16 protein-coding genes are annotated in these 19,760 nt (G+C 61.8%); 7 read left to right on the plus strand and 9 right to left on the minus strand.

Annotated features, from left to right (window positions below; translation table 11 throughout):
• Positions 1–697, plus strand: a 697-nt coding sequence (locus BLX41_RS34770) for a magnesium chelatase domain-containing protein (RefSeq protein WP_311197440.1), incomplete at its 5' end; no start/stop codon positions are given.
• 33 nt (positions 698–730) lie between these two features.
• The gene (locus BLX41_RS08075) at positions 731–1,459 is read left to right on the plus strand and encodes a hypothetical protein (protein WP_404942748.1); all 729 of its coding nucleotides are present in this window, start codon (positions 731–733) and stop codon (positions 1,457–1,459) included.
• 16 nt (positions 1,460–1,475) lie between these two features.
• Here BLX41_RS08075 and BLX41_RS08080 read toward each other — a convergent pair whose 3' ends face one another.
• The gene (locus BLX41_RS08080) at positions 1,476–1,844 is read right to left on the minus strand and encodes a PilZ domain-containing protein (protein WP_123724453.1); all 369 of its coding nucleotides are present in this window, start codon (positions 1,842–1,844) and stop codon (positions 1,476–1,478) included.
• 287 nt (positions 1,845–2,131) lie between these two features.
• Between BLX41_RS08080 and BLX41_RS08085 the strand changes: the two genes are divergently transcribed.
• From BLX41_RS08085 to yjiA, 3 genes are all read left to right on the plus strand, one after another.
• Complete coding sequence (locus tag BLX41_RS08085) at positions 2,132–4,198, plus strand: carbon starvation CstA family protein (RefSeq protein ID WP_123724454.1); 2,067 nt, start codon at positions 2,132–2,134, stop codon at positions 4,196–4,198.
• A 16-nt stretch (positions 4,199–4,214) separates the two neighbouring features.
• Positions 4,215–4,412, plus strand: coding sequence for a YbdD/YjiX family protein (locus BLX41_RS08090; protein ID WP_007937254.1), 198 nt, complete (start codon positions 4,215–4,217; stop codon positions 4,410–4,412).
• Positions 4,413–4,526: 114 nt separating this feature from the next.
• Positions 4,527–5,498 (plus strand): GTPase, encoded by a 972-nt coding sequence (gene yjiA / locus BLX41_RS08095; RefSeq protein ID WP_123724455.1) that lies wholly within the window; start codon positions 4,527–4,529, stop codon positions 5,496–5,498.
• Between the two features lie 23 nt (positions 5,499–5,521).
• Here yjiA and BLX41_RS08100 read toward each other — a convergent pair whose 3' ends face one another.
• The 5 genes from BLX41_RS08100 to BLX41_RS08125 form a co-directional block, all read right to left on the minus strand.
• Positions 5,522–6,229 (minus strand): GntR family transcriptional regulator, encoded by a 708-nt coding sequence (locus tag BLX41_RS08100; protein WP_123724456.1) that lies wholly within the window; start codon positions 6,227–6,229, stop codon positions 5,522–5,524.
• 37 nt (positions 6,230–6,266) lie between these two features.
• A complete protein-coding gene (locus BLX41_RS08105) occupies positions 6,267–6,980 on the minus strand; it encodes a FadR/GntR family transcriptional regulator (protein WP_123724457.1) in 714 nt (237 codons plus the stop codon).
• A 79-nt stretch (positions 6,981–7,059) separates the two neighbouring features.
• Positions 7,060–8,373 carry a C4-dicarboxylate transporter DctA gene (locus tag BLX41_RS08110; protein WP_123724458.1) on the minus strand — a complete coding sequence of 438 codons (1,314 nt, stop codon included), beginning with the start codon at positions 8,371–8,373 and terminating at the stop codon, positions 7,060–7,062.
• A gap of 322 nt (positions 8,374–8,695) precedes the next feature.
• Entirely contained in the window at positions 8,696–9,949 is a 1,254-nt protein-coding gene (glyA, locus tag BLX41_RS08120) for a serine hydroxymethyltransferase (protein ID WP_123724460.1), read from the minus strand.
• Between the two features lie 196 nt (positions 9,950–10,145).
• Positions 10,146–13,994, minus strand: coding sequence for a sensor domain-containing protein (locus tag BLX41_RS08125; protein ID WP_123724461.1), 3,849 nt, complete (start codon positions 13,992–13,994; stop codon positions 10,146–10,148).
• Between the two features lie 282 nt (positions 13,995–14,276).
• Between BLX41_RS08125 and ettA the strand changes: the two genes are divergently transcribed.
• A complete protein-coding gene (ettA, locus tag BLX41_RS08130; protein ID WP_011063569.1) occupies positions 14,277–15,941 on the plus strand; it encodes an energy-dependent translational throttle protein EttA in 1,665 nt (554 codons plus the stop codon).
• A 324-nt stretch (positions 15,942–16,265) separates the two neighbouring features.
• Positions 16,266–17,603, plus strand: a complete 1,338-nt coding sequence (gdhA, locus tag BLX41_RS08135; protein ID WP_123724462.1) for an NADP-specific glutamate dehydrogenase — start codon at positions 16,266–16,268, stop codon at positions 17,601–17,603.
• 6 nt (positions 17,604–17,609) lie between these two features.
• On the opposite strand, the gene BLX41_RS08140 is transcribed toward gdhA, so the two are convergent.
• The 3 genes from BLX41_RS08140 to BLX41_RS34775 form a co-directional block, all read right to left on the minus strand.
• Positions 17,610–18,101 (minus strand): GreA/GreB family elongation factor, encoded by a 492-nt coding sequence (locus BLX41_RS08140; RefSeq protein ID WP_123724463.1) that lies wholly within the window; start codon positions 18,099–18,101, stop codon positions 17,610–17,612.
• Between the two features lie 72 nt (positions 18,102–18,173).
• On the minus strand, positions 18,174–18,530 hold the full coding sequence (locus tag BLX41_RS08145; protein ID WP_123724464.1) for a hypothetical protein: 357 nt from the start codon (positions 18,528–18,530) through the stop codon (positions 18,174–18,176).
• Between the two features lie 99 nt (positions 18,531–18,629).
• A partial coding sequence (locus tag BLX41_RS34775; protein WP_259744546.1) for a DUF7840 domain-containing protein occupies positions 18,630–19,760 on the minus strand: 1,131 nt, incomplete at its 5' end.

Genomic DNA, 19,760 nt, shown 5'->3' on the forward strand with positions numbered 1-19,760 from the left:
CGGGCCGCGGGTGTTGGAGCACATGGTGGACACCGTGCTGTATTTCGAGGGCGAATCCGACGGGCGCCTGCGCTTGTTGCGGGCGGTGAAGAACCGTTTCGGTGCGGTCAACGAGCTGGGTGTATTTGGCATGACTGACCGCGGCTTGAAGGAAGTCTCCAATCCTTCGGCGATTTTCCTCACTCGTGCCCAGGAAGAGGTTCCGGGCAGTGTGGTGATGGCCACTTGGGAAGGTACCCGGCCGATGCTGGTGGAAGTCCAGGCGCTGGTGGATGACAGCCACCTGGCCAATCCGCGTCGGGTCACCCTGGGCCTGGACCAGAACCGCCTGGCCATGCTGCTGGCGGTGCTGCATCGCCATGGCGGCATTCCCACCCACGACCAGGATGTGTTCCTCAACGTGGTGGGCGGGGTCAAGGTGCTGGAAACCGCTTCCGACCTGGCGTTGATGGCCGCAGTGATGTCGAGCCTGCGCAACCGTCCGCTGCCCCATGACTTGCTGGTGTTCGGTGAAGTGGGCCTGTCCGGTGAAGTGCGTCCGGTGCCCAGTGGCCAGGAGCGCTTGAAAGAGGCAGCCAAGCACGGCTTCAAACGGGCCATCGTGCCCAAGGGCAATGCGCCGAAAGAATCGCCGCCGGGCTTGAAGATCATTGCCGTGACCCGCCTGGAACAGGCGTTGGATGCGCTCTTCGAATAAACAGGGCTGGGTTCTCATGGAAGGAAGCAGGTAATGGGCATGACAAGGTTGAATGGCTGGTTGCTGGGCATCAGCCTGCTGTGCGGTAGCGGCTTTGCCATGGCGCAGCAGAGCGAGGTGCCCGAGGGCTATCGTGTAGCCCAGCAAGTGCTGGTGGGAGATGGCTCGCTGCTGGAGGTGCTGGAGGATCTGCGCATCACCGCGCAACTGCACGCCGACAGTTGGGGCAATGGCCTGGACGCCGACAGCTTTGCCCAGTCCGAGGACGATCACCCGACCGCGCCTTTGGGCGCTCAGGCGCGCCTGGTTTCCGACAGCGGCGAGGTGCTGGCGCAGAAGTCCCTGGGATATCCCTTGGCCACGGTGGAAAAGGCGCCACTCAACGGCCTGCCATCGCCGGCGTTTTTCCTCACCGTCGATCAAACCGCCCCCATGGGCAGCTACAGCGGTCCGGCCACGGAAGTGCTGATGCCGGAGCAGAATCAGCTGGACCCGGTGCTCTGCCTGGGTGAAGGAGGGGAAAGGCAGCCGCTGGTGTTCGCCCAGACTGGCAAGGCGGCCTGGCAGATCGTGCCGTCCCGGGAAGGGGGCACCGAAAGCATCCAGCAGGTGTCATCGGCGTCGTCGATGGAGAACGAAGAGTTCATCACCACCTATCGCACCTTCCGATATGTCGACGGCCAATGGACAGTCGCTTCACGGCAGCAAGCGGGTTATTGGGACATGGAAAGCGACTTTCCCGAGCCCGCGCTGTTTCCCTGAATACCGGTGTCGCTGATCAAATATTGATCAGCGCGCCCAGTTCCCGCTCCAGCTCTTCGGGGTCCCCCAGGTTCAGCTCGATCAACCTCCTGAGGTGTTCGATGGACTCCAGGCCGATGTGCAGGCAGACGAAGCCCAACTGACCGTGATGGTCGTGGGCCAGTTGCACATCCATCCGCACATCGGCATCGAGGCCCAGGTGAATATCGGCTTCGAAGGGGCGATTGGGATCTCCAATCCAGGGATCGGGGCGTTCGATCAACAGTCCCTTGAGGGACAGGTCCAGCAGCCGCACCGGCCAGCGGTGGGTGCCCTGGCTCAGTTCAGTCTTGGCATCGAAGGCGATGCGTTTGAAGCGTCGGCGTTCGGCGTGTTGCTCGCTCATGGGCTGGCCCTCTGCGTGGTGCACTGACTATAGACCCCGGTTTATCACTGTCGCTACCACAGCCATCGGACCTCAAGAAACACGGATTGCCACCTTGCTCGCAGCTTGCCGGACGAAAGGGGGGAGTTCAGGTGGGTGTGTCGGCGGCCTTGAGCTGAAAAGTTCCGAGAAAAGTGTGGTTCATAAGTTAAAAGAAGGCTCTAGACCAACGTGGGGGCTGGTCTTTGAGAACAGTAGCGCTACACTCGAAACGCTGTCTTTCTGTCCACCCTGGCTGGGATAAAAAAATGAAAAATAATAATAGCCTGCTGCGCCATGTCCCTTGGCTGCTGCTGGCAATCGTAGGAGCGTGCGCCCTCGGCGTAGTTGCATTGCGTCGCGGCGAGGCGATCAACGCCTTGTGGATTGTGGTGGCCGCGGTGGCCATCTATCTGGTGGCGTACCGGTATTACAGTCTGTTCATTGCCAATAATGTGATGCAGCTGGACCCGCGTCGGGCCACTCCCGCCGTGCTCAACAATGATGGTCTGGACTATGTACCGACCAACAAACACATTCTTTTCGGTCACCATTTCGCGGCCATTGCCGGCGCAGGCCCCCTGGTGGGCCCGGTACTGGCGGCGCAGATGGGCTACCTGCCCGGCACCCTGTGGCTGATTGCCGGGGTGGTCCTGGCCGGTGCGGTACAGGATTTCATGGTGCTGTTCCTGTCCACCCGACGTAACGGTCGTTCCCTGGGCGACATGGTCCGTGAGGAAATGGGCCGCATCCCCGGCACCATCGCGCTGTTCGGTTGCTTCCTGATCATGATCATCATCCTCGCGGTGCTGGCGCTGATCGTGGTCAAGGCCCTGGCCGAGAGCCCGTGGGGTATCTTCACGGTGATGGCGACCATCCCGATCGCCGTGTTCATGGGCGTGTACATGCGCTACATCCGCCCGGGCCGCATTGGTGAGATCTCGTTGATCGGCGTGCTGCTGTTGCTCGGCTCCATCTGGCTGGGGGGCCAGGTGGCGGCGGATCCGGTGTGGGGCAAGATGTTCACCTTCACCGGCATCCAGATCACCTGGATGCTGATCGGCTATGGTTTTGTCGCCGCGGTGCTGCCGGTGTGGCTGATCCTGGCACCCCGTGACTACCTGTCGACCTTCCTCAAGATCGGTACCATCATCGCCCTGGCGATTGGCATCCTGATCACCATGCCCGAGCTGAAAATGCCGGCCCTGACCCAGTTCACCGATGGCACTGGCCCGGTATGGAAGGGCGGCCTGTTCCCGTTCCTGTTCATCACCATCGCTTGTGGCGCGGTGTCCGGTTTCCATGCGCTGATCTCCTCGGGGACCACGCCCAAGCTGCTGGATAACGAAGCCAACGCCCGCTACATCGGCTACGGCGGCATGCTCATGGAGTCCTTCGTGGCGATCATGGCCATGGTTGCGGCCTCGGTGATCGAGCCTGGCGTTTACTTCGCCATGAACAGCCCGGCGGCCATCGTCGGCGGTGATGTGGTGGCCGTGGCCCAGACCGTCAGCAGCTGGGGTTTTGTCATCAGCCCGGAACAACTGCAAGCGGTGGCCAAGGACATCGGTGAAAACACCATCCTGGCCCGTGCCGGCGGTGCACCGACCCTGGCGGTGGGTATCGCGCAGATCCTCCACCATGTCCTGCCGGGTGAAAACACCATGGCGTTCTGGTACCACTTCGCGATCCTGTTCGAAGCTCTGTTCATTCTGACTGCGGTGGACGCCGGTACCCGTGCCGGTCGCTTCATGCTCCAGGACCTGCTGGGCTCCTTCGTTCCGGCGCTGAAACGCACCGAGTCGTGGACCGCCAACCTGATTGCCACCGCAGGCTGCGTGGCGCTCTGGGGCTACCTGCTGTACCAGGGCGTGATCGATCCGCTGGGCGGCATCAACACCTTGTGGCCGCTGTTCGGCATCTCCAACCAGATGCTGGCCGGTATCGCCCTGATGCTGGGCACCGTGGTCCTGATCAAGATGAAGCGCCAGCGCTACATCTGGGTCACCCTGCTGCCGGCCGTCTGGCTGTTGATCTGCACTACTACCGCGGGCTTCATCAAGCTGTTCGACGCCAACCCGGCGATCGGCTTCCTGTCGCTGGCGAAGAAATACAGCGATGCGATGGCCAATGGTCAGATCCTCGCTCCGGCCAAGGACATCACGCAGATGCAGCACGTGATCTTCAACGCCTACACCAACGCGACCCTGACTGCATTGTTCCTGCTGGTGGTGTTCAGCATCCTGTTCTACGCGCTCAAGGTCGGTATTGCGGCCTGGGGCAGCAAGGAACGTACGGATAAAGAATCGCCCTATCAGGCCGTACCGGACGCGTAACCCGAGGATTGCAACGATGTTCAATGACCTGAGTCGCCTCGGTAAATACCTCGGTCAGGCCGCGCGCCTGATGGTCGGCATGCCCGACTACGACAACTACGTCGAGCATATGCAAACCAAGCACCCGGACAAGCCGGTGATGTCGTACGAGGCGTTCTTCCGTGAACGCCAGGAAGCCCGGTACGGCGGCAAGGGCGGTCCGAAGTGCTGTTGAAGTACAGCGTGTAAGTCACACCCATGTAGGAGCCGGCTTGCCGGCGATAGCGATTCTTCGGACGCCATCGCCGACCAGCCGGCTTCTACGTTTTTATGCGTGGGAGATCCTGTTTTGCAAAATCCTATTCCCGTGACCGTGCTCAGCGGTTTCCTCGGTGCCGGCAAGACCACCTTGCTGCGTCACCTGCTCAAGGCCGAGCATGGTTTGAAGATCGCCGTGATCGAGAATGAGTTCAGTGATGCCGGTATCGACACCCAGTTGCTGGGGGATGAGCCGGTCCAGGTCATGACCCTGTCCAACGGCTGTGTCTGCTGCACCATCCACACCGACCTGACCAAGGCCCTGTACCTGTTGCTGGAGCGCCTGGACAGCGGCGAGATTGCCTTCGATCGGCTGGTGATCGAGTGCACCGGATTGGCCGACCCGGCGCCGGTGGCGCAGACCTTTTTCATCGATGAAGAGTTGCGCGAGCGCTACATTCTCGACGGCATCATCACCCTGGTGGATGCCAAGCACGCCGAATTCCACCTGACCCAGACCATCGCCCAGGCGCAGATCGGCTTTGCCGACCGGTTGCTGGTGAGCAAGCGCGACCTGGTGGACGAGCAGACCTTCGACGCCCTCAGCCAGCGCCTGACGCGGATCAACCGCCGGGCGCCGATACGTCTGGTGGAGCACGGCCGGATCGATCTGGCGGAGCTGCTGGATGTACGGGGCTTCAACTTGAATGCTGATCTGGGCGGCGGCATCAGCCTGCGGCCGGTGAGCCAGGCACCCTCGGTGGACCGGATTTCCAGTCTGGTGCTGCGCACCGAGCAGGCCCTGGATCTGGATCGCCTCAGCGAGTTCATGAATGAGCTGCTGGAGGATCATGGCAAGCAGTTGCTGCGTTACAAAGGTGTGTTGAGCGTTATCGACGAGCCACGGCGCATGGTGTTCCAGGGCGTGCTCAAGCTTTATGGCTTTGACTGGGATACCGAATGGGCTGAGGGCGAGGTGCGGGAGAGTGTGATGGTGTTCATTGCCGACGATCTGCCGGAAGAGAAGATCCGGCAGGGTTTCGAAAGGATGCTGGGCCGCTGAGGTCTTCGCCGGCAAGCCGGCTCCTACAGATCGACGGGGGCTGAGCCTAGCAGGCGTTGTTCCAGGTGATCCAGGTGTCGGTTCATCAGGGCTTCGGCCTTCTCGACGTCGGCCGCCTGTAGCGCATCGATGATCGTCGCGTGCTCTTGCCAGGCGCAGCAGTGGCGGGTGCGGCCTTCAAACTGGGCAATGGCCAGGGAGGTCAGTGGTACCAGGCTACCGAGAAACTGCGCCAGTGGGGCGTTACCGGCCACTTCAGCCAGTTGCAGGTGGAACTCCCCGGACAGGCGAATGGCCGGGCCTCGTTGGTCGCGTTCGATGGCCTCCCGTTCCCGGGCGACCAGTTGCCGCAGGGACTGCAACTGGCGCCGGGGTTGCTGGCAGGCCAGGCGCACCAGGGTGATTTCCGTCAGGCGTCGGGCATGCAGGATCTGCCGGGTCTGCTCCAGGTCAGGAGCCGCGACCTGGGGGCGGTAATTGGGCCGCAGGATCACCACTTGCTGGTGGGATAACCGTGCCAGGACCTGGCGGATGATGCTGCGGCTGACGCCGAAGGCCTGCCCGAGGCTGTCTTCGGTGAAACGGCTGCCGGGGACGATGCGCTGTTCGAGAATGGCGTCGAAGATCTGCGGGTAGACATCATCGACCAGCAGCTTTTTTTCGCCGCACTGACGCCTAGGCAGGCTGGCCACCAGGGTGAAGGGGTTGTTTTTCAGGGCGTAGCTGACCATGGCCTGTCTCCAGTCCAGTTGCTGACTCGGGGGGTGATTACAGGGCGTTGGAGCCCAGATGATCGTCCGGAATATTCAGTTCGATGCCCATGCGCTGGCCTTCCTGGAGGATATGCCGGCGCATCTCGGCGCTGGCCAGGGCGCTGTTCTTGTTACGGATCGCCCGTACTACCGCTTCATTCTCTTCCAGGCGCTCGGCCAGGTGCTCCGGCGAATTGCGCAGGATCTGCGCACTTTGCTTGAGGGCATTGCTGGTCTGCTGCACCACGTTCTGGAAGATCGGGTTGCTGGTCAGGGTGAACAGTTCCTCATGGAAAGCGATGTAGGCATTGACCCCGGCTTCGCTGTCATTGGCCTCCAGGGCTTCGCGCATGTCCATCAGGGTCAGGCGCAGTTGGCCGACTTCCTTGCTGCTGATGGATTGCGCCACCAGCCCGACGATGAAGGGCTCGAGGGTGTAGCGCAGTTGCAGCACGTCCTCGAGGCTGGCGCCGGCCACGCTGCTCTCGCCCCCCTGGGCTTCGCCCAGGGGGGCGTCCAGCACCACCACGCCCTTGCCGGGCATGGAGCGCACCAGGCCCAGGGTCTCCAGGACGATCACCGCTTCGCGCAGGCTGGGACGGCTGATGCCCAGTTGCTCGGCCAATTCACGTTGCCCGGGCAGCATGTCGCCGGAGCGCCACTGGCCTCGGGCAAGGGCGGCCCGGAGCTTTTCTACCACTGAATTCACAACCGTTGACGAGCTGATCACTGTTGACTCCATGAGCTATCGGTAGCGCGCTGTTGCCGCGCTGATTGTTGTGCCTGCCGTCGGCAGGCACAAGGTCGGATCAAAATTCCTGCTGGTGGGCGCCGGCCACCGGTTTTCGCGCCTGGAAGGTATAGCCCTGTTGACCGCTGAGCACCTTGTTGGCCCGTTGCACGTCGATGTCCTTTTCCCAGCGGGCGATGGCCACGGTGGCCACGCAGTTGCCGATCAGGTTGGTCAAGGCGCGGCCAATGCCCATGAACCAGTCCACCGCCAGCACCAGCACCAGGCCCACCACCGGAATTGCCGGGATCGCGGTCAGGGTCGCGGCCAGAATCACCAGGGCCGAACCGGGAATACCGTGGGCGCCCTTGGAGGTGATCAGCGACACCAGGAGGATGGTCAAAAGATCCGACATGGACAACGGCGTGCCGGTGGCATTGGCGATGAAGACGATGGCCAGGGTCAGGTAGATGGAGAAACCATCCAGGTTGAACGAATAGCCGGTGGGAATCACCAGGCCCACGGTGGAGCTGCCGATGCCCAGGTGCTCCAGCTTGCGCATGATCTGTGGCAGCACGGCATCGGAAGAGGCGGTGCCGAGGACGATCAGCAACTCTTCCCGCAGGTATTTGAGGAAGGGCAGCATGCGCAGGCCCGACAGGCGCATCACCAGGCCAAGGATCACCGCGACGAAGGCAAAGCAGGTCAGGTAGAACAGCCCTACCAGGCTGCCCAGGTGCTGCAGCGAATCCAGGCCGTACTTGCTGGTGGTGAAGGCGATGGCGCCGAACACGCCGATGGGCGCCAGGCGCACGATCATGCCCATGATGCGAAAGATCACGTGGCTCAGTTCATTGATCAGCCGGGAGATGCCGGAGGCGGCTTCGCCCACCAGGTTCAGGGCGCTGCCGAACAGCACCGAGAACAAAAGCACCTGAAGGATGTTGTTCTCGGCAAAGGCCCCGATCACCGAGGTGGGGATCAGGTCCATGAGAAACTGGGTGGTGGTGTGCATGTGCTGGCCGCGCTGGGCGATATCGCCCATGTCGGCGGTGGACAGCTGTTCCAGATGAATATTGGCGCCGCTGCCGATGCCGGTGCTGAAGGCCATGATCAGGCCGATCACCAGGGCGATGGTGGTGAGTATTTCAAAGTAGATCACTGATTTGAGGCCGATGCGGCCGACCTTCTTCAGGTCGCCGGCGCCGGAGATGCCGCTGACCACCACGCAGAACACGATCAGCCCGATGAGCATCTTGATCAGCTTGATGAAGCCGTCGCCCAGTGGTTTGAGTTGTGAGGAGTATTCGGGGAGGGTGAGTCCGCACACGATGCCGAGCATCAGTCCGAGCACAACCTGGAGGAAAATCGAACGCGAGCACCATCTGAGCATGGGGAGGAATCCTGGTCGGTGTCCTGTCTGCCGTGCGCTGGGAGCGCAGCGGATGGAGGACTTAATTATTGTGGTCTTACCGGTATGTCCAGTGCAGGCGCAGTCTACGCTCGGCTTTCAGCGGTTTACAAGAGGGGAAACGCAAATTGGCATGACCGGTCTGACCAGTGGTTTTGTGCTGTGGATCATGCGTGGCGAACGCTGCTGGCCGCAGCTTGTGGCATGGCCTGCAGGGGCGGTTGGGTGGGCTCGGTGGTTTTTTACCGGCATAAAAAAGCCCGGCGCTGAGGCCGGGCTTCTTGTACTGCAGTCTGCGGGCTGATTAAGCGCCGTATACCGGCAGCTTCTTGCAGATGGCCTTGACCTTCTCACGCACGGCGTCGATCACCGCTTCGTTGGAAAGGTCCGCCAGGATGTCGCAGATCCAGCCGGCCAGTTCCTTGCACTCGGCTTCCTTGAAGCCACGGGTGGTCACGGCCGGAGTACCGAAGCGCAGGCCGGAGGTGACGAACGGGGAGCGTGGGTCGTTAGGCACGGAGTTCTTGTTCACGGTGATGAACGCTTTGCCCAGAGCGGCGTCGGCGTCTTTACCGGAAATGTCCTGCTTGATCAGCGACAGCAGGAACAGGTGGTTCTTGGTACCACCGGACACCACGTCGAAACCACGTGCGATGAACACTTCGGCCATGGCCTGGGCATTCTTCACCACTTGTTCCTGGTAGGCCTTGAACTCAGGCTGCAGCGCTTCCTTGAAGCAGATCGCTTTAGCGGCGATCACGTGCTCCAGCGGACCACCCTGGGCGCCCGGGAATACCGCGGAGTTCAGCTTTTTCTCGATGTCGGCGTTGGCGCGAGCCAGGATCAGGCCGCCACGTGGACCGCGCAGGGTCTTGTGGGTAGTGGTGGTCACGACGTCAGCGAATGGCACCGGGTTCGGGTAGACGCCAGCGGCGACCAGACCGGCCACGTGGGCCATGTCGACGAACAGGTAGGCACCGACCTTGTCGGCGATTTCGCGAAAGCGCGGGAAGTCGAGAATCTGCGAGTAGGCAGAGAAACCGGCGACGATCATTTTCGGCTTGTGCTCGACGGCCAGGCGCTCGACTTCGTCGTAGTCGATCAGGCCGTTGGCGTCGATGCCGTACTGAACAGCGTTGTACAGCTTGCCGGAGGAGGAAACGGCAGCACCGTGGGTCAGGTGACCGCCATGGGCCAGGCTCATGCCCAGGATGGTGTCGCCGCCTTGCAGCAGGGCCAGGTAGACCGCAGCGTTGGCCTGGGAACCGGCGTGGGGCTGGACGTTGGCGTAGTCGGCGCCGAACAGCTCCTTGGCGCGGTCGATGGCCAGCTGTTCAACCACGTCGACGTATTCGCAGCCGCCGTAGTAACGCTTGCCTGGGTAGCCTTCGGCGTATTTGTTGGTCAATACCGAGCCTTGAGCTTCCATCACCGCTGGGCTGGTGTAGTTTTCCGAAGCGATCAGCTCAATGTGCTCTTCCTGGCGCTGAGCTTCTTGCTCCATGGCGGCAAAGAGATCGGCGTCGTACTTGGCAATAGTCAAATCACGGCTGAACATGGCGGTCCTCAAGGATCGGGGGCAGAAAAGGGAGGCATTCTAACCCAATGGGTTTTAGATGGCATATGAAAGGACATCATGTCGCAGACAAGTGGCCTTCACGTCGTAAGTGATCTCTCGTAGGAGCTGGCTTGCCAGCGAAGAGGCCCCTGAATCGCCTTCGCCGGCAAGCCGGCTCCTACGTACGCGGGGGGGGTTAGTCGAACATGAACAGGGCATCGTTGCTGAATTGCGCCTCGAAGCGGTTGGCCGGCATCGGTCGGCCGAACAGGTAGCCCTGGACTTCATCGCAGCCGTGCTCGCGCAGGAAGTCCAGCTGCTCATGGGTTTCCACGCCCTCGGCGATCACCGCCAGGTTCAGGCTGTGGGCCATGGCGATAATGGCTCGGGCGATCTGCGCGTCCTGCTCGCCGGAGGGCAGGCCGTCGACGAAAGTGCGGTCGATCTTCAGCACGTCGATGGGGAACTGCTTGAGGTAGTTCAGCGATGAATAGCCTGTGCCGAAGTCGTCCACCGCGATGCTCAGGCCGAGGTTCTTCAGGCCGTCGAGGATCTGCATTGCCTCGCTGACTTCGCGCATCAGGATACTTTCGGTGAGCTCCAGTTCCAGGCACGCCGGTGGCAGGCCCGTGTCCTTGAGAATGGTGGCGATGCGCATGCCCAACTGGCCGTCGGAGAACTGCCGTGCGGAAATGTTCACCGAGACCTTCGGTACCCGCACCCTGGCCTGGTGCCAGGACTTGAGCTGGCGGCAGGCTTCGCTGATCACCCAGTCGCCGACATCCACCACCAGGCCCAGTTCTTCCAGGACCGGAATGAAGTCGCCCGGCGGCACCAGCCCGCGGCGCGGATGACGCCAGCGCAGCAGCGCCTCGGCACCGGTCAGGCGTTTGCCGTCGCCGCTGAACTGCGGCTGGTAATAGAGCACGAACTCTTCCTGTTCCAGGGCATGGCGCAGGTCGCTTTCCAGCTCCAGGCGCTCCAGGGCACTGGCGTTCATGTCGGCCTGGTAGAACTGGAAGTTGTTCTTGCCGCGCTCCTTGGCGTGGTACATCGCGGTGTCGGCGTTCTTCATCAACTGGCTCAGTTCGTTGCCGTCCTGAGGACTCAGGGCGATGCCGATACTGGCGGTGACAAAGAACTCCCGGCCTTCGAGGACGAAGGGCTTGACCAGGCTGGCGAGGATCTTCTCGGCCACATTGATGGCCCGGTTCAGGGCAATCTCGCGGCTGGAGCGGGGTTGCAGGAGCAGGGTGAATTCGTCGCCACCCATGCGCGCCACGGTGTCGTCATCGTCGACGCAACCCAGCAGGCGGGCGGCCATTTCCTTGAGCATGCGGTCGCCCGCGGCGTGGCCCAGGGAGTCGTTGATCGGCTTGAAGCGGTCCAGATCGAGGAACATCAGCACCACCCAGGACTTTTGCCGCTCTGCCGATTGCAACGCAGTGTGCAGACGGTCCTGGAACAGGGTGCGGTTGGGCAGGTGGGTCAGGGCGTCGTAGTAGGCCAGGCGGTGAATCCGCTGTTCGCTGGCCTTGCGCTCGCTGATGTCGCTGAAGAAGCACACGTAGCTGGCCAGGTCGCCTTCATCGTCGAGCACCGCAGTGATGCCGACCCAAGCCGGGTAGTGCTCGCCATTGCGGCGCTTGAGCCAGACTTCGCCTTCCCAGGTGCTGTGCTGGTTCAACTGCTTGAGCACATAACGCAGGTGGGCTTCCTGCTGGTCGTCGACGGTGAGCATGTTCGGCAACTGGTCGAGCACCTGGGACACCGCGTAGCCGCTGACCCGGCTGAACGCTTCGTTGGCCTGGACGATGTAGCCAGCGGGGTCGGTGATCAGGATCGCCGAGGTCGAGTGTTCGAATACCGTGGCCGCCATGCGCAGGTCTTTTTCCGCGCGGCGCTGCTGGCTGATATCGCGGCCGACCCCGAGTACGCCCTCAAAGGCGCCATGCTCGTCCCACACCAGTACCAGGCGCAGTTCGATGGGGATCTTGCGCCCATCGGCCCGCAGGCAGTCGAACAGGAACAGCTGGGTCTGCACCTGGCTGCGCAGCTGCGCCAGTTGCTCGGGTTTGTCCAGAGCCTTGCTGACCCGGTCCATGAGGGTGTAGATGCCGCTCAACTGCTGCGGGTTGGCGATGGTCGACTGCCAGCCGTTCTGGAAGATCCACTCCACGTCGTAGCCGAGCACCGCATGCACCGAGGGGCTGACGTAGTTCAGCGAGAGCTTGTTGTCAGTGGAGAAGATCACGTCGCTGATGCTTTCGGCGAGCATGCGGTAGCGCTGTTCGCTGTCGCGCAGGGATTCGCTGGCCTCGATCTGGTCGGTGATGTCCTTGGCCACGCCGATGATTCGCGTCACCTGGTCGTAGCGATCCCGGGCCAGGGCCTGCTCGCGGATCTCGAAGCGCCGCCACTGGCCGCTGCGGTGGCGGAAGCGCAACTGGCATTGCAGCAGTTGGGCATAGGCCGAATGACGCTGTTCCTGGCGCAGGCGGTGATAGAGGTCGGCGTCTTCCGGGTGCAGGAGGATTTCCCAGAAATATTCGCCCATCTGGTGCAGCTCGGTCTTGTTGTAGCCGAGGGTCTGGCCCAGGTGGTGGTTGCTGAAGATCATCCGTTGGCTGATCACGTCCTGCACATACAGGTGATCGGGCACGGTGCGCACCACGTCCGACCAGAAACCTTCGCGCTCCAGCAGCGACAGCTCGATCAGCTTGCGACTGGTGATGTCGCTGATGCTGAGGATCACTGCCCTGTAATCCTCTGTCGCTTCCGGCAGGCGCAGCACCAGCCATAGATGCTGGTCATTGCCCTGGGCGTCGCTGAGCTTGATCTCCAGTTCCAGCTGTTTCTGCTGGTTGACCACGGCTTCCAGTAACTGTCCGCCGATGGCGTTGCCGTTCTTCGGGCAGCCTTCGATCAGCAGTTGCCAGGCCTGGTCGCTGGATTCGACGTTGAGCAGGCGCAGAGCCACCTGATTGACTTCGGTGATGCGTAATTCTTCCAGCAACTGGCGACGGTGGTCCGGATGGCTGGTTTGCCAGCGCTTGAGCTGCTCGCTGTTGTGTAAATGGTATTGGCCGAGCAGGTCCGGGAGCCCGGAGATATCCAGGACGCAGAGGGCGACCCCTGTGCCCTCGAAAATATCCTGGTAGCGTCGCCGGCCCTCGTGGAGCTGGCGTTGGCGCCGACGCATGTTGAGCAGGGCAATCACCGGCAGCAGGGAGAACGCCAGGCCGAGCAGGCACTTGCCGATAAAGGCCGGTAGCAGTTCCTCGATCACCGCACGCTGGTCGAACAGCCCGCGCAGTTGCCAGTCGCTATTGTTCAAAGGCACCAGCAGCACACTGCTGGCCATCTCGTCGGGGTCCAGCATGCCCGGGGTCGGGGTGCTGCGTTCGTCGCGCTTGATCACCTGGCGGCTCAGGCGATTCTCGATCACCCAGGTTGGCTTGAAACCTTCCTCGCTTTGCCGCACCAGGGTCTGCAGGAAGCTGGGGGCCATGCGCAGTATCCAGAAACTGCGGGTCGAACCGCTGGCCTGGTGCAGCAAGACATGCACCACTGAACCGTCGGCAGGATTGCTGTAGTAATAACGCTGGGAACGGCTGCGCTGGACCAGTTCGGCGAGCCAGAGAGCGTCCTGGCTGTCGGTGGCGCTGTCGCTGAGGATCTGACCCTGGCTGTCCAGCAGGGCGAAACTGCGTACGTCCGGCAGGGAGCGCTGGAGCTTTTGCAGCAATTGCTGTTGCTGCTGGCTGTCTTGGGGGGCTTCGACGATCGGTAGCAGATTGAGGGCGATCTGCGCATTGAGCGCCAGGTTCAGGCTCAAGTGGTCGGCCAGGTCGGCGCTGTAGTCGATGGCGTGCTGGCGCTGGTCCTTGCGGGTTTGCTGCAGTTGATCGAGCAGCTGCCAGAACAACAGGGCCAGGAGTAATAGCACCAGGGTTGCCAGTGCGCCTTTGAGTGTGCCCCGCAAAGGATAGGCCGACGCGGAGGCTTTAGCGCGCGCGGGCTGTGGCGAAATGACGTTGGACAAGCTGTGATCCTGCGGTTTGGCTGGGCTGGCGCGACGTGCACTATAAGCCGGACGCCCGAAGGGCGGCTAGCATGCCTTGTGTTGTGGCAAAGTGCCAGTCCCGCCTGGCTGGACCTGGATCGTGCATTGAGGTAGTTTTGCCGGTTACGCGGGAGCGTTCCAGCTCCAGACAATCAGGCTTTTTCCGCCCACCGGTATTGATCATGGTCAATGCCGGTGCAGCGCATGGCCTGGCCCGGGCCCGGCCCGTTCTATTCATCTGTCACTGACGCTAGGTTCACCATGGCTCAATACGTCTTCACCATGCATCGGCTGGGCAAAGTTGTTCCGCCGAAGCGGGAAATCCTGAAAAACATCTCGCTGTCCTTTTTCCCCGGCGCCAAGATCGGCGTACTGGGCCTCAACGGTTCGGGTAAGTCCACGCTGCTGAAAATCATGGCTGGCGTCGATACCGAGTTCGAAGGCGAGGCCCGTCCGATGCCCGACCTGAACATCGGCTATCTGCCTCAGGAACCCCAGCTGGACCCGGCCAAGACCGTGCGTGAAGTAGTCGAGGAAGCGGTCAGCGTGATCAAGGACGCCCAGGCTCGCCTGGATGAGGTCTATGCGGCCTACGCCGAGCCGGATGCCGATTTCGACAAGCTGGCTGCCGAGCAGGCCAAGCTCGAAGCCATCCTGCAGGCCAGCGACGGCCATAACCTGGAGCGCCAGCTGGAAGTGGCCGCCGACGCTCTGCGTCTGCCGGCCTGGGACGCCAAGGTCGAGCACCTGTCCGGTGGTGAAAAGCGTCGTGTGGCCCTGTGCCGCCTGCTCCTGTCCGCTCCGGACATGCTGCTGCTCGACGAGCCAACCAACCACCTGGACGCCGATTCCGTGGCCTGGCTGGAGCATTTCCTCCACGACTTCCCGGGCACTGTGGTCGCGATCACGCACGACCGTTACTTCCTGGACAACGTCGCCGGCTGGATTCTTGAACTCGACCGCGGCGCCGGTATTCCTTACGAGGGCAACTATTCGGGTTGGCTGGAAGCCAAGTCCGACCGTCTGGCCCAGGAATCCAAGCAGCAGTCGGCCCATGAAAAGGCCATGAAGGAAGAGCTGGAGTGGGTGCGCAAAGGCGCCAAGGCCCGCCAGTCGAAATCCAAGGCTCGTCTGCAACGCTTCGAGGAAATGCAGTCCCAGGAATTCCAGAAGCGCAGCGAAACCAACGAGATCTACATCCCGGCCGGTCCGCGCCTGGGTGACAAGGTCATCGAGTTCAAGAACGTCACCAAGGGCTATGGCGATCGCGTGCTGATCGACAACCTGTCGTTCTCCATGCCCAAAGGCGCCATCGTCGGCGTGATCGGTGGTAACGGTGCCGGTAAGTCGACCCTGTTCCGCATGCTCATGGGCAAGGAGACCCCGGATTCGGGCAGCATCGAGATCGGTGAAACCGTGCAGCTTGCCTGCGTGGATCAGAGCCGTGAGGACCTGGACGGCAGCAAGACCGTGTTCCAGCAGATTTCCGACGGTTCCGATCAGATCCGCATCGGCAACTATGAGATCCCGTCGCGTACCTACGTCGGCCGTTTCAATTTCAAGGGCGGTGACCAGCAGAAGTTCGTCAAGGACCTGTCCGGTGGTGAGCGTGGTCGCCTGCACCTGGCCCTGACCCTGAAGGAGGGCGGTAACGTCCTGCTGCTCGACGAACCGTCCAACGACCTCGACGTTGAAACCCTGCGTTCCCTGGAAGAAGCCCTGCTGGACTTCCCGGGCGCCGCCATTGTGATCTCTCACGATCGGTGGTTCCTGGACCGGGTGGCCACTCACATCCTGGCGTACGAAGACGACTCCCAAGCAGTGTTCTTCGAAGGCAACTACACCGAGTACGAAGCCGATCGCAAGAAGCGTCTGGGCGAAGCGGCTGCGCAACCGCACCGTGTACGGCACAAGAAGCTGGCCTGATCGGGTCGCTGCTTGAAAACGAAACGGAGCCCTCGGGCTCCGTTTTTTTGTTCGCCGGCAAGCCGTTTCCTACAAAAGCAGCACCGTTCCTGTATGCGCCGGCTTGCCGGAAGAAGTGTTTTCTGCTGCTCACCAAAAACGTGCAAACCCTGCGATTTTTGCCACCAAGCCGGTGCACAAAACCCCTGGAAATCGTCTCGATTTATATTTATTGCACCATTTAAATTCAGATCTGCGACATTTTGCGCTGTCGCGGTGCGATTTGAATTGATAAAGTCCGGGGCAAATCTCCCCTTAACGACAATAAATTTGCCGAGACTTCCCATGATCGAATCCGTCGAAGATTTCCTCGCCCGCCTGAAAAAGCGCGATCCGGACCAACCTGAGTTTCATCAGGCGGTGGAAGAGGTCCTGCGTAGCCTCTGGCCATTTCTCGAGGCCAATCCGCACTATCTGAGCTCCGGTATTCTCGAGCGAATCTGCGAACCGGAACGCACAGTGGTGTTTCGCGTGTCCTGGGTCGACGATCAGGGCAAGGTCCGGGTCAATCGCGGCTTCCGCATCCAGATGAACAGCGCCATCGGTCCCTACAAGGGCGGTTTGCGGTTCCATCCCTCGGTCAACATGGGCGTGCTGAAATTCCTCGCCTTCGAGCAGACCTTCAAGAACTCCCTGACGTCCCTGCCCATGGGCGGCGGCAAGGGTGGCTCGGACTTCAACCCCAAAGGCAAGAGCGACGCCGAGGTGATGCGCTTCTGCCAGGCCTTCATGACCGAGCTGTATCGGCATATCGGTGCCGACGTGGACGTGCCGGCGGGAGACATTGGTGTGGGTGCCCGGGAAATCGGTTTCCTCTTCGGTCAGTACAAGCGCCTGAGCAACCAGTTCACTTCGGTGCTGACCGGCAAGGGCATCAGCTATGGCGGCAGCCTGATCCGTCCGGAGGCCACAGGTTTCGGTTGCGTGTACTTCGCCGAGGAGATGCTCAAGCGTCGTGGCGACCGGGTCGAGGGCAAGCGCGTGGCGATCTCCGGTTCCGGCAACGTGGCGCAGTATGCAGCGCGCAAGGTCATGGATCTGGGGGGCAAGGTGATTTCCCTGTCCGATTCCGAGGGCACCTTGTACTGCGAGTCAGGCTTGAGCGAAGAACAATGGCTGGCGGTGCTGGAACTGAAGAACGTCACCCGCGGGCGGATCAGCGAGCTGGCAAGCCGCTTCGGCCTGGAGTTCCGTGCCGGTAAGACGCCGTGGGACCTGGCGTGCGACATCGCCCTGCCGTGTGCCACACAGAACGAACTGGATGCCGATGCCGCCCGCAGCTTGCTGCGCAACGGCTGCACCTGTGTCGCCGAAGGCGCCAACATGCCCACCACCCTGGAGGCTGTGGATATCTTTATCGACGCCGGCATCCTGTTTGCTCCGGGCAAGGCATCCAATGCCGGCGGAGTGGCAGTGAGCGGGCTGGAGATGTCGCAGAACGCCATGCGCCTGCTGTGGACTGCCGGTGAAGTGGACAGCAAGCTGCACGCCATCATGCAGTCGATCCACCATGCCTGCGTGCATTACGGCGAAGAGAATGGTCGGATCAACTACGTCAAAGGGGCGAACATCGCCGGCTTCGTCAAGGTTGCCGATGCCATGCTGGCCCAGGGCGTGGTCTGAGTCGTCTCAGGCCAGTTCGATACGGATGATTTCGATCAACTGATCCCCTGCCGGCCGTTGCCACAGGACTTCGTCACCGGGTTGTGCCCCCATCAGGGCACTGCCCAGGGGCGAGGCCCAATTGATCAGCCCCCTGGTTGCATCGGCTTGATCCTCACCGACCAGCTGCACGCTCTGCTGTTGATCCTGTTCATCGGCGAAGGTCACCCGGCTGCCAATCTGCACCTTGTCGCAGGTGCTCGCATTCACCACCTGGGCGCTGTGCAGGCGCGACGAAAAATAGCGCAGGTCCCGTTCCAGTTCCGCCACTTGCTGCTGATCTGCGGCGTCACCCAAGTCGGTTTGTGCCGAGTGCTGGCTGTGCAGTTCTGCCACCTTGGCCTGCAACTCGGCAAGACCCAGGGGTGTGACGTAGTTGGGCAGGGTGCTGATCTGACGCTCCACGGGTTGCTCGACCTGGGCAGCGGCCAGATCTTCATTGACGAAAGCGCGGCTCATGGTTGTTCTCCTTCAAGGGAGGGATGGACCATGGTTGCAGGCTTTTGACTCGGGCGGTTAGCTGAAAACGACTTATTGCGAGCGATAGGCCCGAGCCGTGTCACGGTCCTTCTCCTGCTGCCAGGCACGTTCCCGTTCGTTCCAGTGACGTTCCCGGTACTCATTGCGGTCCTGGTTCTCCAGCATGCCCTGGCACTGGCGCAAACCATCGCCCCAGCCTTCGGCATACTGCGGGTCCTTGAGGTAGCGCGGAACGTCCTTGCGATACTCTCCGCTCATCGAGCCTGCCGCCTGACGGCCGCTGACGCAGCCAGCGTCGAACCCGTCGACAAAGGCCGGCGGATAGCCTTGCTTGAGCAAGTACTCGTGGTTCGACTCACAGCCACCGATCAGTGCCAGTACCAGCACTGCCCAACCATAACGCCACATCGAGCAACTCCCGGGCTTCACCTGAGTGAAGTCTAGAAGGGCGATTGTCGGCGACGCGTGAAAACCTTGTCGCTAGCAGCTTGAAGCCCGTCGGCACCCTTAATAGTGATACCACTTGAGTTCGAGCATGACTTCGTTGACCGGTGTGGCCAGCTGGCTGAACTCCCGCTGCGCGCTCAGGCGCAGGCCCAGGTTGCGAGACAGTTCCCATTGCTGGTTGAGGCTCAGGCTGCGGCGGACTTCGCCGTTGGTGAAGTAGTCACCCTTGGCTTCGAGACTGAAGTTGCCCAGGGGGTTCTTCCACAGCAGCCCGGAATTGAACCCCGCCGCCGGAGCGATGAACCCGGCGAAGTCGGCATTGTGTTCCACCCGCACGGTGCCCAGGACAAAACCCAGGGTGTCCTCGCCCAACTGCCAGGTACCGCCAGCGCCGCCATTGACGTGGCTGACCAGGGTTTCGTCGTCGTGCTTGCCCGGCACGCGTTCCAGGCCGCCGGTGACCTGCCAGGACCAGGGCTGCAGCAGCTCGTTGCGTGGGGTCAGGGAACGGATGGTCGCCAGGTCCAGTTGTTGCAACTGCCAGTGGTTGCCTTCGTACTGGCGCAGCTTCATCTGCAGGATTTCGATCTGCGCCCCCAGTGGGAAGCCCTCGGCGTTGTCGTTGAGGTCGTGGTAGGCCATGCGCAGGCCGTATTCGGCAAAGGCCTTGTCGTCCCGGGTCCCGAGCCCCAACTGCCAGGTACGGGACTGGTGACCGTCTTCAGGCAGGCCGGGGCGTTCGATCTGCAGTTCCGGCGCGGGGTTCTGGTTGATCGCCCGCAACAGCTCGAAGCTGCGCTGGGAGCGCTCGGTATCGCGTTCCAGCCCGTTGGCCCGGTAGCGCTCAAGACGGTAGGCGGCGTCGACGATCAAGGCCTGGCGAGCCCGAGGCAGGGCCTTGAACTCGGCGCCCTGCAGTTGTTTCTGATCGGCGCTGACCTTGAGTACCCATTGCTGTTCGTCGTGGCTCAGGGGCTGGGCGCGGCTGAGCAGCTCGCGCTCCCGGGATGGGCGATAGTCGATGCGCTCCACCAGCCCGGCGTCCTTGACCGCCTTCACCGTGTCGGTGGGAATCGCGGTCAAGGGGAACTGTCCGGTCAGGCGCAGGCTGGGTCTGGCGACCTGCAGCAATTCCAGCAGACGGTAGGAGCAGTTCTCGTCGAAGAAGAAGTAGTCGAACTTGATCTGCTT

Origin of the sequence: Pseudomonas protegens, from assembly GCF_003732485.1 — a bacterium.
Classification (GTDB): Bacteria; Pseudomonadota; Gammaproteobacteria; order Pseudomonadales; family Pseudomonadaceae; genus Aquipseudomonas; species Aquipseudomonas protegens_B.

Excerpts from the sequence above, each read along its gene's own strand:
- BLX41_RS08075 (WP_404942748.1), top strand. The coding sequence starts at position 731 with ATGGGCATGACAAGGTTGAATGGCTGGTTGCTGGGCATCAGCCTGCTG.
- BLX41_RS08080 (WP_123724453.1), bottom strand. The coding sequence starts at position 1,844 with ATGAGCGAGCAACACGCCGAACGCCGACGCTTCAAACGCATCGCCTTC.
- BLX41_RS08085 (WP_123724454.1), top strand. The coding sequence starts at position 2,132 with ATGAAAAATAATAATAGCCTGCTGCGCCATGTCCCTTGGCTGCTGCTG.
- BLX41_RS08090 (WP_007937254.1), top strand. The coding sequence starts at position 4,215 with ATGTTCAATGACCTGAGTCGCCTCGGTAAATACCTCGGTCAGGCCGCG.
- BLX41_RS08100 (WP_123724456.1), bottom strand. The coding sequence starts at position 6,229 with ATGGTCAGCTACGCCCTGAAAAACAACCCCTTCACCCTGGTGGCCAGC.
- BLX41_RS08110 (WP_123724458.1), bottom strand. The coding sequence starts at position 8,373 with ATGCTCAGATGGTGCTCGCGTTCGATTTTCCTCCAGGTTGTGCTCGGA.
- glyA (WP_123724460.1), bottom strand. The coding sequence starts at position 9,949 with ATGTTCAGCCGTGATTTGACTATTGCCAAGTACGACGCCGATCTCTTT.
- ettA (WP_011063569.1), top strand. The coding sequence starts at position 14,277 with ATGGCTCAATACGTCTTCACCATGCATCGGCTGGGCAAAGTTGTTCCG.
- gdhA (WP_123724462.1), top strand. The coding sequence starts at position 16,266 with ATGATCGAATCCGTCGAAGATTTCCTCGCCCGCCTGAAAAAGCGCGAT.
- BLX41_RS08140 (WP_123724463.1), bottom strand. The coding sequence starts at position 18,101 with ATGAGCCGCGCTTTCGTCAATGAAGATCTGGCCGCTGCCCAGGTCGAG.
- BLX41_RS08145 (WP_123724464.1), bottom strand. The coding sequence starts at position 18,530 with ATGTGGCGTTATGGTTGGGCAGTGCTGGTACTGGCACTGATCGGTGGC.